Here is a 14,192-nt window from a genome sequence, read left to right on the forward strand (position 1 = left end):
GGGCGGTCGCGTTCATGGCTTGTGCTTTCCCGGCAGCTGTACGAAAAATGATCGGACATGCGTGGTTCCCGTAGCGAGGTGCGCCCATGAACCTGCATCAGCTCAACGTCGAGGCCAGGGCCGGCCATGTCGATGAACTCAACCTTATCGCCATCGAAGGTGGCGACTACCTCCTCGAGGCGCGGGTCAAGGGCCGTGCCCATCCCCTGGCCGACAACCGTGGACAGCGACTGCGGGTGCACTGCGTGGAAGATGCGCGCAACCTCCTGCAATCGCTGCCGATGCTGTCGATGAACCTGGTGCACTGGTCGGTGCAGGACGAAATGTGTGGCATGAGCGTGCAGTCGGACGACGACCTCAAGGTGCCGATTTCCCAGCGTTCGGCTTGGTAAGCTGCCTGGCGCAGCCCCAGTGTGCTAGGCTGCTCGCCCTTTTCATCAAGGGCGCGGCTTCATTGCGCCCTGCAGCGGAGCAAGCCAATGTCCGAACTCAACCTGTCCACCGACGAAACCCGCGTCAGCTACGGCATCGGCCGTCAGCTGGGCGGCCAGCTGCGTGACAACCCGCCGCCGGGCGTCAGCCTGGAGGCCATCCTGGCCGGTCTGAGCGATGCCTTCAACGGTGCCGACAGCCGTGTCAGCGAAGCCGACCTGTCGGCCAGCTTCAAGGTCATCCGTGACCTGATGCAGGCCGAGGCCGCAGCCAAGGCCGAAGCCGCTGCTGCCGCCGGCAAGGCCTTCCTGGCCGAGAATGCCAAGCGCGAAGGCATCACTACCCTGGCGTCGGGCCTGCAGTACGAAGTGCTGAACACCGGCGAGGGCGCCAAGCCGTCCCGCGAGGACAACGTGCGCACCCACTACCACGGCACCCTGATCGATGGCACCGTGTTCGACAGCTCCTACGAGCGCGGCCAGCCGGCCGAGTTCCCGGTCGGCGGCGTGATCGCGGGCTGGACCGAAGCCCTGCAACTGATGAACGCCGGTAGCAAGTGGCGCCTGTACGTGCCGAGCGAGCTGGCCTATGGCGCCCAGGGCGTTGGCAGCATCCCGCCGCACAGCGTGCTGGTGTTCGACGTCGAGCTGCTCGACGTTCTGTAATACCTCTGGGGCCGCTTCGCGGCCTTATCGTGGGCAAGCCCGCTCCCACAAGGCCCTGCAAATCGCATCATGTGCGATCGACGCGGCCCCTGTGGGAGCGGGCTTGTCCGCGAATAATGGGCTGCAAAGCCCCATCGGCCGACACACCCTCAGTTCCAATCCGTCCCTCCAGGGCGCAATGCCCGCGCATAGCAGAACAGGAACAGGTTGCGCACCAGTTCCTTGAGCACCACCGGCTCGCTTGAATTCAGCCCATTGAGGTCCAGGTCGCCCTGGTCGCGCAGTTCGTCGAGCGCGTCTTCCTCGAGCACGGCACAGACCTCGCCGGTCTCGCGGTGCAGGATACGTAGGTAGGGGTGTGGCCGGTCCAGCCAGGCGTCGATCAGATAGGTCATGGCTATTCTCCATTGGATAGCGACTCCAATGAGAATAATTCTTATTATCAGAATAGCAAGCCCCTATTGGCGGAATTCTTCCGAATGGGGCAGGGGCCCTGTTGCAGGACCTGTCAGGGCCGCCGCGCCGGCAGCCCCGAGTGGCAGTGCATCAGACCTTGCGCACGAACTCCGACTTCAGCTTCATGGCGCCGATGCCGTCGATCTTGCAGTCGATGTCGTGGTCGCCATCGCACAGGCGGATGTTCTTGACCTTGGTACCGACCTTGACCACCAGGGACGAGCCCTTGACCTTGAGGTCCTTGATCACGGTAACGGTATCGCCGTCCTGGAGGATGTTGCCTACCGAGTCCTTCTTCACCACCTCGTCGCTGACGGCTTCGGCTTCGCCGCTGGCCGACCATTCGTGGGCGCATTCGGGACAGATCAGTTGGGTGCCATCCTCATAGGTGTATTCGGAGTTGCATTTGGGGCAGGGTGGCAGAGTGCTCACGGGGGTTCCTTAAACAGACGGGCGGTTAAAGACGCATATTGTATAAGGTTTTGTCTGCCAGGTGTGTGCCGCCTGTGCAAATGCATTCGCGGGCAAGCCCGCTTCCACAGGGGCCGCATTGGCCTTGTAGAAGCGGGCTTGCCCGCGAATGGAGTTTTTCGGTGTGGTCAGTGGGTACGGGCGACCGCGAACTCGCTCAGCTCGACCAGGGCATCGCGATACTCGCTGGCCGGCAGCACTTCCAGGCAGGCGATGGCGCGGGCGACGTAGTCACGTGCCAGCTGCGCGGTGTAGTCCAGGGCGCCGGAGGTTTCGACCGCAATGCGGATCTGCTCCAGGTCTTCCAGGCCGCCCTTCTGGATCGCCTGGCGTACCAGCGCAGCCTGTTCGGGCGTGCCTTCGCGCATGGTGTAGATCAGCGGCAGGGTCGGCTTGCCCTCGGCCAGGTCGTCGCCGACGTTCTTGCCCAGGGTCTGCGAGTCGCCCTTGTAGTCCAGCAGGTCGTCGACCAGCTGGAAGGCGACCCCAAGGTGGTCGCCGAAGGTGCGCAGCGCCTCGCGCTGTTCGTCGGTGCCTTCTGCCAGCGCGGCGGCGCTGTGGGTCGAGGCCTCGAACAGCATCGCGGTCTTGCCGCGGATGACCTCCATGTATACCGCTTCGCTGGTGCTGGCATCGCGTACCCGCGACAGTTGCAGCACTTCGCCCTCGGCGATGACCCGGGTGGCCTTGGAGAGGATCTGCATGACCGGCATCGAGCCGAGCTCAACCATCATCTCGAACGAGCGCGAATAGAGGAAGTCGCCCACCAGCACGCTCGGCGCGTTGCCCCACAGGGCGTTGGCGGTGGAGCGGCCGCGGCGCATGCCGGACATGTCGACCACGTCGTCGTGCAGCAGGGTGGCGGTGTGCAGGAACTCGATGGTCGCCGCCAGCAGGCGCAGGTCGTCGCCTTCGCGGCCCAGGGCCTTGCCGCACAGCAGCACCAGCAGTGGGCGCAGGCGCTTGCCGCCGGCGGAGGTGATATAGTCGCCGATCTTCGATACCAGCGGCACGCGCGAGGTCAGCTGCTTCTTGATGATCTCGTCGACGGCGCTGAAATCGTCAGCCACCGCGCGGTAGAAGGATTGGGGTTGCATCGGCTGCTCCATTGAGGTTGCGCGGCATGCTAGGTCGCGGGTCCCGGTGTGTCAAGGCGCGCTGCCCACGGGCCGGGGGCGGGACTTGCAAGGTAATCAGCGGTTGCGTACAATCGCGCACCCTAACTTTCCTGGGCAGCACCTGCCTTACGCAATTGCACCGGGCCGTTCCAGCCCAGTGCAGCCATGCCAGCCAATACTCTTTCCTATAAAGCGCTGGGTGAGCAGGATTATCGGAGAAATACCATGTCTTACGCAGTAATCGTTACCGGCGGCAAGCAGTACAAAGTCGCTGAAGGTGAATTCCTGAAGGTCGAGAAGCTGGAAGTCGCCACCGGCGAATCCGTGACTTTCGATCGCGTTCTGCTGGTCGCCAATGGCGACGACGTCACCATCGGCGCGCCAGTCGTCGAAGGTGCCAAGGTTGTGGCTGAAGTCGTTTCGCAAGGCCGTCACGACAAGGTCCGCATCATCAAGTTCCGTCGTCGTAAGCACCACATGAAGCGTATGGGCCACCGCCAGTGGTTCACCGAGATCAAAATCACCGGTATCCAGGCTTAATCCCCTAGATCCCCTGAATTTATTTGGAGAATTGAACCATGGCTCACAAGAAGGCTGGTGGTAGTACTCGTAACGGTCGCGACTCAGAATCGAAACGCCTTGGCGTGAAGATGTATGGCGGCCAGGTCATCAAGGCCGGCAACATCATCGTCCGCCAGCGCGGCACCCAGTTCCACGCCGGCTACGGCGTTGGCATGGGCAAGGATCACACCCTGTTCGCCAAGATCGAAGGCGTGATCAAGTTCGAGAAGAAGGGCGAGTTCGGCCGTCGCTATGTAAGCGTCGTCGCGGCCTGATCGCGAAGTCGCTGGAGAAGCCCCGTCATGCGACGGGGCTTTTTCGTTTGTGGTGAGCCTCTTGCAAAGCTGTTTGTATGGGCTGCTGGCGCTGGTGTTTACGGTCGTTACGGGGCCGCCGCGCTCATTTTTGCAAGAGCCTCATGTTTTTGAGTCATTCAGCTCGTCTGCCGACGAGAGGCGGTTTCTATGAAGTTTGTTGACGAAGTATCGATCCGGGTCAAGGCCGGTGACGGCGGCAATGGTTGCATGAGCTTCCGCCGCGAGAAGTTCATCGAGAACGGTGGCCCCAACGGTGGTGACGGTGGCGATGGCGGTTCGGTGTTCATGGTCGCCGACGAGAACCTCAACACCCTGGTCGATTACCGCTACACCCGCCACTTCGAGGCCCAGCGTGGCGCCAACGGCGGCAGCACCGACTGCACCGGCAAGAAGGGCGATGACCTGGTCCTGCGCGTGCCGGTCGGCACCACGGTGATCGACGCCGGTACCCAGGAGATCATCGGCGACCTGGTCACCCCCGGCCAGAAGCTGCTGGTCGCCCAGGGTGGCTGGCATGGCCTGGGCAACACCCGCTTCAAGTCCAGTACCAACCGTGCGCCGCGCCAGACCACGCCAGGCAAGCCGGGCGATCAGCGCGACCTGAAGCTCGAGCTCAAGGTCCTGGCCGACGTTGGCCTGCTGGGCCTGCCCAACGCGGGCAAGAGCACTTTCATTCGCTCGGTCTCGGCGGCCAAGCCGAAGGTCGCCGACTATCCCTTCACCACCCTGGTACCGAACCTGGGCGTGGTCAGTGTCGACCGCTGGAAGAGCTTCGTCATCGCCGACATCCCTGGCCTGATCGAAGGTGCCTCCGACGGTGCCGGCCTGGGGATCCGCTTCCTCAAGCACCTGGCGCGTACCCGCATCCTCCTGCACCTGGTCGACCTGGCGCCACTGGACGGCAGCAGCCCGGCCGATGCCGCCGAGGTGATCGTCAACGAGCTCACCCGCTTCAGCCCCTCGCTGACCGAGCGTGAACGCTGGCTGGTGCTGAACAAGTCGGACATGGTCATGGACGACGAGCGCGACGAGCGAGTCAAGGAAGTGGTCGAGCGCCTGCAGTGGGAAGGCCCGGTCTACGTGATCTCGGCCATCTCCAAGCAGGGCACCGAGCAGCTCAGCCACGACATCATGCGCTACCTCGAAGACCGCGCCGACCGCCTGGCCAACGACCCGGCCTATGCCGAGGAACTGGCCGAGCTCGACCAGCGCATCGAGGACGAGGCCCGGGCCCAGTTGCAAGCCCTGGACGACGCCCGCGCCCTGCGCCGCAGCGGCGTCAAGAGCGTGCACGACATCGGCGACGATGACGACTGGGATGATGACGAGGACGACGGGGACGGCCCGGAAATCATTTACGTGCGCGACTGACCGGTTGCAGTACACTAAACGCCGCTCTCTGGAGCGGCGTTTTGGTATCTACGGTATCTACAGATTCGACATAGGTTGGAAGAGAAGATGCGAAGCAAGGTGACAGGCGCCAAGCGCTGGGTCGTGAAGATCGGCAGCGCCCTGCTGACGGCGGATGGCAAGGGGCTGGACAGCGGCGCCATGGCCGTCTGGGTCGAGCAGATGGTCGCGCTGCGGGAGGCAGGCGTGGAGTTGGTGCTGGTTTCCTCCGGGGCCGTGGCCGCTGGCATGAGCCAGCTGGGCTGGGCCAAGCGACCGAGTGCGATGAACGAGTTGCAGGCTGCTGCCTCGCTCGGCCAGATGCGCCTGGTGCAGGCCTGGGAGTCGAGCTTCGGCCAGCATGGCAAGCACACCGCGCAGATTCTCCTGACCCATGACGACCTGTCCGACCGCAAGCGCTACCTCAACGCCCGCAGCACCCTGCGCACCCTGGTGGACCTGGGCGTGGTGCCGGTGATCAACGAGAACGACACCGTGGTCACCGACGAGATTCGCTTCGGCGACAACGACACCCTGGCGGCCCTGGTGGCCAACCTGGTAGAGGCCGACCTGCTGGTGATCCTCACCGACCGCGACGGCATGTTCGACGCCGACCCACGCAACAACCCCGACGCCCAGCTGATCTTCGAGGCCCGCGCCGACGACCCGAGCCTCGATGCCGTGGCAGGCAGCTCCGGCGGCGCGCTGGGCCGTGGCGGCATGCAGACCAAGCTGCGCGCCGCACGCCTGGCTGCGCGTTCCGGCGCCCACACCATCATCGTCGGTGGGCGTATCGAGCGTGTGCTGGACCGGCTCAAGGCCGGCGAGCGCCTGGGTACCCTGCTGTCGCCCGAGCGCGGCATGCTCGCCGCGCGCAAGCAATGGCTGGCCGGTCACCTGCAGACACGCGGCACCCTGGTGCTCGATGCCGGTGCCGTGCGGGCCCTGCGCGAGGATAACAAGAGCCTGTTGCCGGTCGGCGTGAAGACCGTGCAGGGCAGCTTCCGCCGTGGCGAGATGGTGGTCTGCGTCGGCCCGGACGGCCAGGAAGTGGCCCGTGGCCTGGCCAACTACAGTGCCCTGGAGGCACAGAAGATCATCGGCCAGCCTTCTGACGCCATCGAAGGGTTGCTCGGCTACATCGCCGAGCCGGAGCTGGTGCACCGCGACAACCTGGTTCTGGTCTGAGGAGCGCACCGTGCTGAAAAGGATGTTTGCCGTGGCCGCCCTGGCGCTGCCGATGCTGGCTGGGGCCGAGGAGATCGGCCAGGTCTCCACGGTGTTCAAGTTCGTCGGGCCCAACGACCGTATCGTGGTCGAGGCGTTCGACGATCCCAAGGTCGAGGGCGTGACCTGCTACCTGTCGCGGGCCAAGACCGGCGGCCTGAAGGGTGGCCTGGGGTTGGCCGAGGACCGTGCGGAGGCGTCGATCGCCTGCCGCCAGGTGGGGCCGATCAACTTCAAGGGTGAGCTCAAGGAGGGCGAGGAGGTGTTCAAGGAACGCACCTCGCTGGTGTTCAAGACCATGCAGGTGGTGCGCTTTCTCGACAAGAAGCGCAATACGCTGGTGTACCTGGTGTACAGCGACCGGCTGATCGAAGGCAGCCCGCAGAATGCGGTGACGGCGATTCCGATCGTGCCGTGGGCCCAGTGATACCGGGTCGAGGGCGGGGAGGCCTTCGGCCTCCATTCGCGGGCAAGCCCGCTCCCACAAGTTCGGCGTTGGCCATCTGGTAGTGGGGCCGCGAAGCGGCCCCGGTTACCCCCATCTCAGGCCAGTTCCTCGGCCTGATCCTCACGAACGATCGCCTTCACCTCATCCCGGCGGCTGATGAACTTCCAGTCCGCCTCGTCGATGTAGATACCGTTCGGCCCGCTGCCGCCTTCCAGGTCGATCGCCACCCGCGCCGACACCTGCGGCTTCACGCTCGCCAGGATCGGCACGAAGCCTAGTTGCTGGCTGGTCTCCAGCAGCGCGGCCTGGTTGCGCTCGTCGATGTCCGCCGCCTCGTCGAGGTAGTAGGGCAGGCGGATGCGGCCGGCCAGGTCGCGGTCCATCAGGTGCAGCAACAGGTACATGTTGGTCAGCGCCTTGATGGTCATGGTGGTGCCGTTGGACGCCGCGCCATCGATGTCGGCGTGGATCACCGGCTGGCTGTTGATCTTGGTGATCTCGAAGGCCAGCTCGAACAAGTCCTTCAGGCCCAGCTGGTTGTGGTTGGCCGCCACCAGCCGCGCCAGGTACTCCTTGGCCTCTTCGTTCTTGTGATCCTGCTCGGCGCTCTGGGTCAGGTCGAACACTGACAGGGTCTCGCCTTCCTCGTACTGGCCGGCGCTGTGGATGATCTGGTCGATGTGCTTGAGCGCTTCCTTGTTCGGCGCCAGGACCACGCGGAAGCTCTCTAGGTTGGACACCTGGCGCTTGTTGATCTCGCGGTTGAACAGGGCCAGCTGGTGCTCCAGGCTGTCGTAGTCGCTGCGGATGTTGCGCAGTGTCCGGGCGATGTCGGTGACTGCGGCGCGGCGTGCCTTGGCCAGGGTCAGGGCCTCTTCGGTGCGGTGCGAGTAGGCGTTGATCAGCAGTTGCAGGCGGCGCTCCATGTCGTCTTCGCTGTCGAACTTGGCCACGCCCTTGAGGCGTACCTGGGCGTACAGCGCCTCGATCTGGTTGTCCACCCGCTGCAGGGCCTGCCAACTGTCCTGGTAGTCGTTGAGCAGTGGCAGCAGGTTGTCCATGGAGTCGTCGACCGCCTCCATGAAGGGCGTGCCGAAGGGCAGGTCGGCCGGCAGCAACTGGCGACGGCGCAGGGCGTCGTCGAGGGTGCGCTGCTTGGCTTCCAGGTCGGCGATCTGCCGGCCCACCAGTTGCAGCTTGGCCGACAGCTGCTGGACGCGCTCGGTGAAGGCGTCGCTGGAGCGCTTGAGCTCGTCCTGGGCAGCTTCCAGTTGCGCCAGTTGCTCGAGCTTTTCCGGCTCTTCGGCGCTCAGGGTCTCGGTGCGGCGGAAGTCCTCCAGGGCCTTCTGCGCATCCAGCACCTGCTGGTACAGGGCCTCGGTCTGCGCCTTGCTGGCGGCACGGTCGAGGGCCACGGCCTGTTGGGTCTTGAGCTGCTTGAGCTCTTTTTCCAGGCGTTCTTTCTGGTCGCGCAGGGCGGCGCGGTCGGCCAGGGCCTGCAGGGCCGGCGGATCGATGTGCGACAGGTCGATGGCCAGGCCCGGGGCCTCGAAACGCTCGCCCTTGAAGCCGTCGAGCACGGCCTCCAGGGTTTTCACCCACAGGTCGCTGTCGTCCAGCTCGATGCCGCGCTCGCCCAGCGGCAGGCTGAACAGCGCGCCGTTGAACAGGCGCATCAGGCGGTCCACATCCTGCTGGGAGAACTCCTCGCGCAGGCGGGCGTAGCTGTTGTTGTCGGCGTGGTCGAGCTGCTGCCTGACCTGCTTGAGGCGTTTTTCCAGGTCGCGCACGCGCTCGTCCAGGTCCTCGGCGGAGAACTGCCGCGACTGGGCCAGGGCGCCGGCCAGTTCGTCATGGGCGTCCTTGGCCGCCAGCAACTGCTGCTCCAGGACCTTGACGTCGTCGACCAGGGCGAAGCGGTGCTTGAGTACCGACAGTTCGCCGAGCCAGCGCTGGATGCCGGTGATCTCGCGCTCCAGGCGCATCAGCTCCTGGGTGCCGCTGCGCTGGTCGTTCTGCAGGCTGTCCTGCTCGTTGCGGTAGTGCTCGGCCTGGATGACCAGCTCTTCCTTGCGCGCCATGGCGTAGTCCTGCCAGGTGCCCAGCAGGTTGTCGAGCAGCGGCGAGAGGCGGTGCAGCTTGCCGCGCAGGATGTCGCGCTGGGCCACGCCGCCGGCCAGTGCCTCGACCAGCGGGCCTGCGGCGACCAGGGCGTTGTAGTCCTGCTCCATGCGGCGCACGTCGCGGAAGGCTTCCTCGCAGGCGGCGATGTAGTCGACGCTGCCCGAGCGCAGGCTGTGCTCGAAGGCATCGAGGAACAGCTGCTTGAGCTTGGCTGCGGTGATCTCGCGCATGTGCAGCAGGTTGATGAACAGGGCACGGAAGGTCTTCAGGCTCTGCTCGCTGGTCGAGCGCAGCGGGATCAGGGTCAGGTCCAGCGGCACCGAGGTGTGGCCGCCGACCAGCAACCGGCGCAGTTCGTCCGGCTTGAGCTCGTAGGCCTTCAGGCCGTGGCGCTCGAGGTTGGTGAACAGTTCTTTCTGGCGCAGGCAGGTGTCGTCTTTCTGGTAGTGCGCCAGGTCCAGTTGGCCCTGGTAGGCGAAGAACTGGTGGCCGAAGCCGCCGCCCGGGCCACGACCGACCACACCGATCACGTGCGGACCGTGGGGCAGGTTCAGTTCGCAGAGGATGTAGCTGGTGTCGCTGGCGAAGTAGAAGCGGCGCGACTGCTCCAGGCTGTACTTGCCGAAGCTCATGTCGGACATGCGCGCCAGGATCGGGAACTGCAGGGCGTTGATCGAGGCGGACTTGCCCAGGTTGTTGGCGCCGTAGACCGACAGCGGGTGTTCCAGGGGGAACAGGCCCAGGCTGTAGCCGGCGGTGTTGAGCAGTGCGAAGCGGCGGATGCCGTAGCGTTCCTGGCTCATGCGTCAATCTCCTGTTGCTCTTCGCGGATGGCCCGGGCCAGGGCTTCTTCCTCGCTTTCCTCGGCCTCGAAGGGGGTCAGGTCGAGCGGGTCGTCGGTGCGGTTGAGTTCTTCCGGGCTTTCTTCCTCGACCAGTACCGGCGTCGGCAGCGGCAGGTCGCTGTGCAGGCTGGCGGCCAGGTCGCGGTCCTGCTGGACCGACAGGCAGACGTCGAGGAAGCGGTGCATCGGTGGCAGGAAACGGTAGATGCCGCCTTCCTCGTGGGCGAAGCCCAGCTGGGTCATGCGCCGCAGGATCTTCTCCTCCAGCTCGTCGACCGTCTGCACCTCGGCTTGGATGAACAGGTCGCGGTATTTTTCCAGCAGCGATGGCAGCTCGTCGCGGCCAATGCTGCCGCCATCGAGCACGGCCATCGGGTCGCGGCCCTGGTCGGCCAGGTGCTCGACCAGGATGAAGGTGAACAGCGACAGCCGCTGGGCGGTCTTGTTGACCTGGGCGGCAGCCTGTTCGGGGACGAAGTAGTAGAAACCGCGGGTGTCGCACACCAGCTCGAAGCCCAGGGCCTTGAACAGGGTGCGGTACTGGTCCTGGAAGTTCGACAGCTGGGCGTACAGCTCAGGGTCGCGGCGGCTGATATGGAAGCCCTTGAACAGCTCGCGGAAGATCGGCGCGAGCTGGGACAGTTCGGAAAGATCAAGATGCATGGGCTGGGCTCGCGTTGGATTCGGGCGTGGCCGCGGGCGTGGTTTCGCGGCTGGAGGTCAGGGCGAAGGAGCGCAGGCTGACCAGGTGTTCGCGGGTGGTGTACTCGCGCCGGTCGAGGCGCTCGCGGTTGAAGCGCTTCTCCCGCGACAGGCGTGAGAACCAGTACAGCAGCTCGTCGGTGGCGCCTTCGGGTTCCTGCTCCAGCAACCAGACCATCAGGTCCGGCAGGGGCAGGGCGTCCTCGCAGCGCTCGAGCATTTCCTTGACCGTGCGCGGTGCGCGCGGCAACGGGCCCTTCTGGGTCTTGTGCGCCTTGGGGAAGCGCGCCGGTTTCGGTTCGAAGCGGGCCAGGGCATAGACGTAGGCCTCGACCTGGCTGGCACTGCCGAGGAAGGTGCTCTGCGGCCGGGTGAACAGTGGCATGGCCGCGTGGGGCACGGCGTCGATGCCCTTGCGGCGGATCACCGACAGGGCCAGGGCGGCGCCGCGGGTCACGGCATTGTGCCGGCGCGCTTCTTCGCGCAGCGGCAGCAAGAGCTCGCGGGCATGGCGCAGGGTCAACTGGGCGCTGGTCTGCATCTCGAGGATGCGCGCGTGGGTGCGCAGCAGCATGTCGTCGTCGACCAGGTGGCCCAGGCGCGCCTGCTCGCCGAGCAGGCGCAGCAGCACGGTCTCGACCTTGCGCACGCCCTGCTCGAAGGCACCGTCGGCGTTGACCAGTTGGATCATCGGCTCGACATACTCGTCCCAGGTCGCCAGGACCTCGGCGTAGCGTTGGCGCAGGGGGATCTGGCGGTTGCTGGTCTTGGCCCGTTCGGCCACGGCGACCAGCGCCTGCTCGTCGTTGTCGAGCTTCTTGAGCACGTCGCGCACGCGCATGTCGAGCAGGCGCAACTGGCGCGCCAGGTCGTCGCTGTCGCGGTTGTCGAAGGCGTCCTGGATATGCCCGGCCAGGCGCTCCAGGTGACGCAGGTAGGCCTCGATCTCCAGGCACAGGCCCAGGCGGTGTTCGCGGCGCAGGTAAGCGAGGAAGTCGTGGATCTGGGCGTTGAGCTCGAAGCGGTTCGGGCTCTTGGCCACCGGCACCAGGATATCCAGGCGGATCCACACATCGAGCAGCTGGGTGATGTCCTGCGGGGTACTCTCCACCTGCTGGCGGGCCAGTTGCTGGCGTAGTTCGACCAGGCTCAGGGTGCCCTGGTCGAAGCGCTCGCACAGCGGCTCGATCAGGGCCCAGTGTTCGGCTAGGGCGCGCAGGACGCGCTTGGGTTCGATCATTGGCGGGTCGACTCGTTGCCAAATAAAAGGGGCGATTGTACTGCATCCCGGGGGGAGGATTTCACCCCTTGGTCTGTAATGGTGGGTATCCGTTGCCAGTGCCGGCCCTTTCGCGGACAACAAATTTCCGTCGCCCAGTTGCGGCGTTCGATGGACAACAGCGGTAGAATGGCCGACTGACTTCTCCCCCCGGATGACCGTGCCTTGCTGACCGAGCCTCGCCGCCGCGCCTACCTTTCCGCCATGCAAGTGGTGCATTGGCTGCCGCGTGCCGAACTGCCGTTCGCCGCGCCGTCACGGCCCGAGCTGCTGTTGCCGCAGGCGCCGGTCGAGGTGCTCGAGTTCGAGGTCAAGCCATCGGCGCCGGCGGCCCGCGAGGCGCCTGTCGCGCCCCAGGCCCGCCCCAGCGAGCGGCCGAAGATCGAAATTCCCCGCCCAGGCAGCGCGCCCAAGCCAGCCAGCAAGCCGGTCGAAGCCGAGGAGCAGGCGCCAGCGCCTCGTCCGACCCCGGTGCCGCCGCCGCGCTTCGCCCTGCAGCTGCTGCGCGCCGGTCACTGCCTGCTGTTGGTGGAATTGGCCACCGGCCAGTCGTTCCAGAGCCGCGACCCGTCGTACCTGCTGCTCAAGGACATGCTGCGCGCCGCCGGCCTGCCGGATGCCCCGCAGATCGTCGGCGAACCGGTGCGTTGGCCCCTGCTGGTACGCGGCAACATGGACCAGGGCCCGGAGGCGGCACGGGACTTCGTCCAGGCCTTCATCCAGGCCCGCCTGGAAGAAGCCCCGTGCACCTGCCTGTGGCTGGTCGGCCTGCCTGCGGTGCGCTTCGCCGGCCAGGCCGACGCCGAGGCCTACTACCAAGAACTCAAGGTCGAGGGCCTGGGCGATGCCTGGGCCCTGCCAGGCCTTGAACTGTTGATGGACGAGCCGCGGCGCAAGGCGGACGTCTGGCAAGCGATGCGCCGGCTGATGGCGCGCTGGAAGAGCGTTGAATGAGTGACTCGATCAGTTTCCGCCCGATGACCGAGGCGGATCTGGATGCCGTGCTTAAGATCGAATATGCCGCGTTCAGTCATCCCTGGACCCGTGGCATCTTCCAGGATGCGCTCAAGTCTTATGAAGTCTGGCTGATGTTCGAGGGGCAGCAGCAGGTCGGTCATGGCGTGATCAACGTGATCATCGACGAGGCGCACTTGCTCAACATCACCGTCAAACCGGAAAGCCAGGGCCGTGGCCTCGGCCTGCGCCTGCTCCAGCACCTGATGGCACGGGCCTACCAGCTCAATGGCCGCGAATGCTTCCTGGAGGTACGGGCCAGCAACCAGTCGGCCTATCGTCTCTACGAACGCTACGGATTCAACGAAATCGGCCGGCGCCGGGACTACTACCCGGTTGCCGGTGGGCGCGAAGACGCCCTGGTGATGGCCTGCACCCTGCTCGAAGAGTGACCTGGCGGGGGCTGGCCAAGTCACACAGGCATACCCTGATGAGGCAACGACCATGCATGACCTGCAGGAACTGATCGACAACAATGAGCGTTGGGCCGATGCGATCAAGCAGCGCGACCCGGACTTCTTCGCCAAGCTGGCCCGCCAGCAGGCGCCTGAATTCCTCTGGATCGGCTGCTCCGATGCCCGGGTGCCGGCCAACGAGATCGTCGGCATGCTGCCGGGCGACCTGTTCGTCCACCGCAACGTCGCCAACGTGGTGCTGCACACCGACCTGAACTGCCTGTCGGTGATCCAGTACGCGGTGGAGGTGCTCAAGGTCAAGCATATCCTGGTCACCGGTCACTACGGCTGCGGCGGTGTGCGTGCGGCCATGCAGGACCGCCAGCTGGGTTTGATCGACGGTTGGCTGCGCTCGATCCGCGACCTGTACTACGAGAAGCGCGCCGAGCTGGCCAAGCTGGACGGCGAGGAGGCCAAGGTCGACCGCCTGTGCGAATTGAACGTGATCCAGCAGGTGGCCAACGTGGCCCATACCAGCATCGTGCAGAACGCCTGGCATCGCGGGCAGGAACTGTCGATCCACGGGTGCATCTATGGCATCAAGGATGGTCGCTGGAAGAGCCTGGACACCACCATCAGCGGCTTCGCCCAGTTGCCGGCGCAGTATCGGTTGCGGCCGGTGGAGCAGGGCTGAGGGCCAGGCATGCGGCATTGGGGCGCGTAGCGGCCCCTCGTGAGGCCAGCCCGAAA

The 14,192-nt window shown here is 65.4% G+C and carries 16 protein-coding genes; 10 read left to right on the forward strand and 6 right to left on the reverse strand.

Translation table 11 applies throughout. From position 1 onward, the window contains the following. The first annotated feature begins 86 nt into the window (after positions 1-86). Together ACDI39_RS21410 and bamJ are read left to right on the forward strand one after the other, a co-directional pair. Positions 87-392 (forward strand): DUF6482 family protein, encoded by a 306-nt coding sequence (locus ACDI39_RS21410; protein ID WP_225790579.1) that lies wholly within the window; start codon positions 87-89, stop codon positions 390-392. 87 nt (positions 393-479) lie between these two features. Next, entirely contained in the window at positions 480-1,097 is a 618-nt protein-coding gene (bamJ, locus tag ACDI39_RS21415) for a BamJ family beta-barrel-assembly machinery protein (RefSeq protein WP_225790578.1), read from the forward strand. A 149-nt stretch (positions 1,098-1,246) separates the two neighbouring features. Here bamJ and ACDI39_RS21420 read toward each other — a convergent pair whose 3' ends face one another. The 3 genes from ACDI39_RS21420 to ACDI39_RS21430 form a co-directional block, all read right to left on the reverse strand. Beyond that, positions 1,247-1,492: a PA4570 family protein gene (locus ACDI39_RS21420; protein ID WP_225790577.1), complete on the reverse strand. Its 246-nt coding sequence runs from the start codon at positions 1,490-1,492 to the stop codon at positions 1,247-1,249. 151 nt (positions 1,493-1,643) lie between these two features. Next, complete coding sequence (locus ACDI39_RS21425) at positions 1,644-1,985, reverse strand: zinc ribbon domain-containing protein YjdM (RefSeq protein ID WP_225790576.1); 342 nt, start codon at positions 1,983-1,985, stop codon at positions 1,644-1,646. Positions 1,986-2,152: 167 nt separating this feature from the next. Beyond that, positions 2,153-3,121 carry a polyprenyl synthetase family protein gene (locus ACDI39_RS21430; protein ID WP_225790575.1) on the reverse strand — a complete coding sequence of 323 codons (969 nt, stop codon included), beginning with the start codon at positions 3,119-3,121 and terminating at the stop codon, positions 2,153-2,155. Positions 3,122-3,367: 246 nt separating this feature from the next. On the opposite strand from ACDI39_RS21430, the gene rplU reads away from it, so the two are divergent. The 5 genes from rplU to ACDI39_RS21455 all read left to right on the forward strand — a co-directional run bounded on the left by rplU (position 3,368) and on the right by ACDI39_RS21455 (position 7,063). Then, positions 3,368-3,682, forward strand: coding sequence for a 50S ribosomal protein L21 (rplU, locus tag ACDI39_RS21435; RefSeq protein ID WP_225790593.1), 315 nt, complete (start codon positions 3,368-3,370; stop codon positions 3,680-3,682). A gap of 38 nt (positions 3,683-3,720) precedes the next feature. Then, complete coding sequence (gene rpmA / locus ACDI39_RS21440) at positions 3,721-3,978, forward strand: 50S ribosomal protein L27 (protein WP_225790574.1); 258 nt, start codon at positions 3,721-3,723, stop codon at positions 3,976-3,978. Between the two features lie 189 nt (positions 3,979-4,167). Then, the gene (gene cgtA / locus ACDI39_RS21445) at positions 4,168-5,391 is read left to right on the forward strand and encodes an Obg family GTPase CgtA (protein WP_225790573.1); all 1,224 of its coding nucleotides are present in this window, start codon (positions 4,168-4,170) and stop codon (positions 5,389-5,391) included. Positions 5,392-5,478: 87 nt separating this feature from the next. Continuing rightward, positions 5,479-6,597, forward strand: a complete 1,119-nt coding sequence (gene proB / locus ACDI39_RS21450; protein WP_225790572.1) for a glutamate 5-kinase — start codon at positions 5,479-5,481, stop codon at positions 6,595-6,597. Between the two features lie 22 nt (positions 6,598-6,619). Next, complete coding sequence (locus ACDI39_RS21455) at positions 6,620-7,063, forward strand: CreA family protein (RefSeq protein WP_225790592.1); 444 nt, start codon at positions 6,620-6,622, stop codon at positions 7,061-7,063. A 116-nt stretch (positions 7,064-7,179) separates the two neighbouring features. Here the strand turns inward: ACDI39_RS21455 and mksF are convergent, their stop codons facing one another. From mksF to mksB, 3 genes are read right to left on the reverse strand one after another with little or no spacing between them, the layout of a single operon-like run. Then, the gene (gene mksF, locus ACDI39_RS21460) at positions 7,180-10,011 is read right to left on the reverse strand and encodes an Mks condensin complex protein MksF (RefSeq protein ID WP_225790571.1); all 2,832 of its coding nucleotides are present in this window, start codon (positions 10,009-10,011) and stop codon (positions 7,180-7,182) included. Then, on the reverse strand, positions 10,008-10,715 hold the full coding sequence (mksE, locus tag ACDI39_RS21465; RefSeq protein ID WP_225790570.1) for an Mks condensin complex protein MksE: 708 nt from the start codon (positions 10,713-10,715) through the stop codon (positions 10,008-10,010). The genes mksF and mksE overlap by 4 nt, the downstream gene beginning before the upstream one ends. Beyond that, positions 10,705-11,994 carry an Mks condensin complex protein MksB gene (mksB, locus tag ACDI39_RS21470; protein ID WP_225790569.1) on the reverse strand — a complete coding sequence of 430 codons (1,290 nt, stop codon included), beginning with the start codon at positions 11,992-11,994 and terminating at the stop codon, positions 10,705-10,707. The genes mksE and mksB overlap by 11 nt, the downstream gene beginning before the upstream one ends. A 204-nt stretch (positions 11,995-12,198) precedes the next feature. Here mksB and ACDI39_RS21475 point away from each other — a divergent pair, with 204 nt between their 5' ends. From ACDI39_RS21475 to can, 3 genes are read left to right on the forward strand one after another with little or no spacing between them, the layout of a single operon-like run. Further along, positions 12,199-12,987, forward strand: coding sequence for an energy transducer TonB (locus tag ACDI39_RS21475; protein WP_486537023.1), 789 nt, complete (start codon positions 12,199-12,201; stop codon positions 12,985-12,987). Continuing rightward, on the forward strand, positions 12,984-13,439 hold the full coding sequence (rimI, locus tag ACDI39_RS21480; protein ID WP_225790567.1) for a ribosomal protein S18-alanine N-acetyltransferase: 456 nt from the start codon (positions 12,984-12,986) through the stop codon (positions 13,437-13,439). The genes ACDI39_RS21475 and rimI overlap by 4 nt, the downstream gene beginning before the upstream one ends. Positions 13,440-13,491: 52 nt before the next feature. Continuing rightward, positions 13,492-14,136: a carbonate dehydratase gene (gene can / locus ACDI39_RS21485; RefSeq protein WP_225790566.1), complete on the forward strand. Its 645-nt coding sequence runs from the start codon at positions 13,492-13,494 to the stop codon at positions 14,134-14,136. The last annotated feature ends 56 nt before the right edge of the window (positions 14,137-14,192 follow it).

Source organism: Pseudomonas sp. Tun-23181 (genome assembly GCF_057415455.1).

Bases quoted from the DNA above. Each gene is read 5' to 3' on its own strand.
- proB (WP_225790572.1), top strand. From the start codon at position 5,479: ATGCGAAGCAAGGTGACAGGCGCCAAGCGCTGGGTCGTGAAGATCGGC.
- ACDI39_RS21430 (WP_225790575.1), bottom strand. From the start codon at position 3,121: ATGCAACCCCAATCCTTCTACCGCGCGGTGGCTGACGATTTCAGCGCC.
- bamJ (WP_225790578.1), top strand. From the start codon at position 480: ATGTCCGAACTCAACCTGTCCACCGACGAAACCCGCGTCAGCTACGGC.
- can (WP_225790566.1), top strand. From the start codon at position 13,492: ATGCATGACCTGCAGGAACTGATCGACAACAATGAGCGTTGGGCCGAT.
- ACDI39_RS21420 (WP_225790577.1), bottom strand. From the start codon at position 1,492: ATGACCTATCTGATCGACGCCTGGCTGGACCGGCCACACCCCTACCTA.
- mksF (WP_225790571.1), bottom strand. From the start codon at position 10,011: ATGAGCCAGGAACGCTACGGCATCCGCCGCTTCGCACTGCTCAACACC.
- mksE (WP_225790570.1), bottom strand. From the start codon at position 10,715: ATGCATCTTGATCTTTCCGAACTGTCCCAGCTCGCGCCGATCTTCCGC.
- rimI (WP_225790567.1), top strand. From the start codon at position 12,984: ATGAGTGACTCGATCAGTTTCCGCCCGATGACCGAGGCGGATCTGGAT.
- mksB (WP_225790569.1), bottom strand. From the start codon at position 11,994: ATGATCGAACCCAAGCGCGTCCTGCGCGCCCTAGCCGAACACTGGGCC.
- rpmA (WP_225790574.1), top strand. From the start codon at position 3,721: ATGGCTCACAAGAAGGCTGGTGGTAGTACTCGTAACGGTCGCGACTCA.
- cgtA (WP_225790573.1), top strand. From the start codon at position 4,168: ATGAAGTTTGTTGACGAAGTATCGATCCGGGTCAAGGCCGGTGACGGC.
- rplU (WP_225790593.1), top strand. From the start codon at position 3,368: ATGTCTTACGCAGTAATCGTTACCGGCGGCAAGCAGTACAAAGTCGCT.
- ACDI39_RS21410 (WP_225790579.1), top strand. From the start codon at position 87: ATGAACCTGCATCAGCTCAACGTCGAGGCCAGGGCCGGCCATGTCGAT.
- ACDI39_RS21455 (WP_225790592.1), top strand. From the start codon at position 6,620: ATGTTTGCCGTGGCCGCCCTGGCGCTGCCGATGCTGGCTGGGGCCGAG.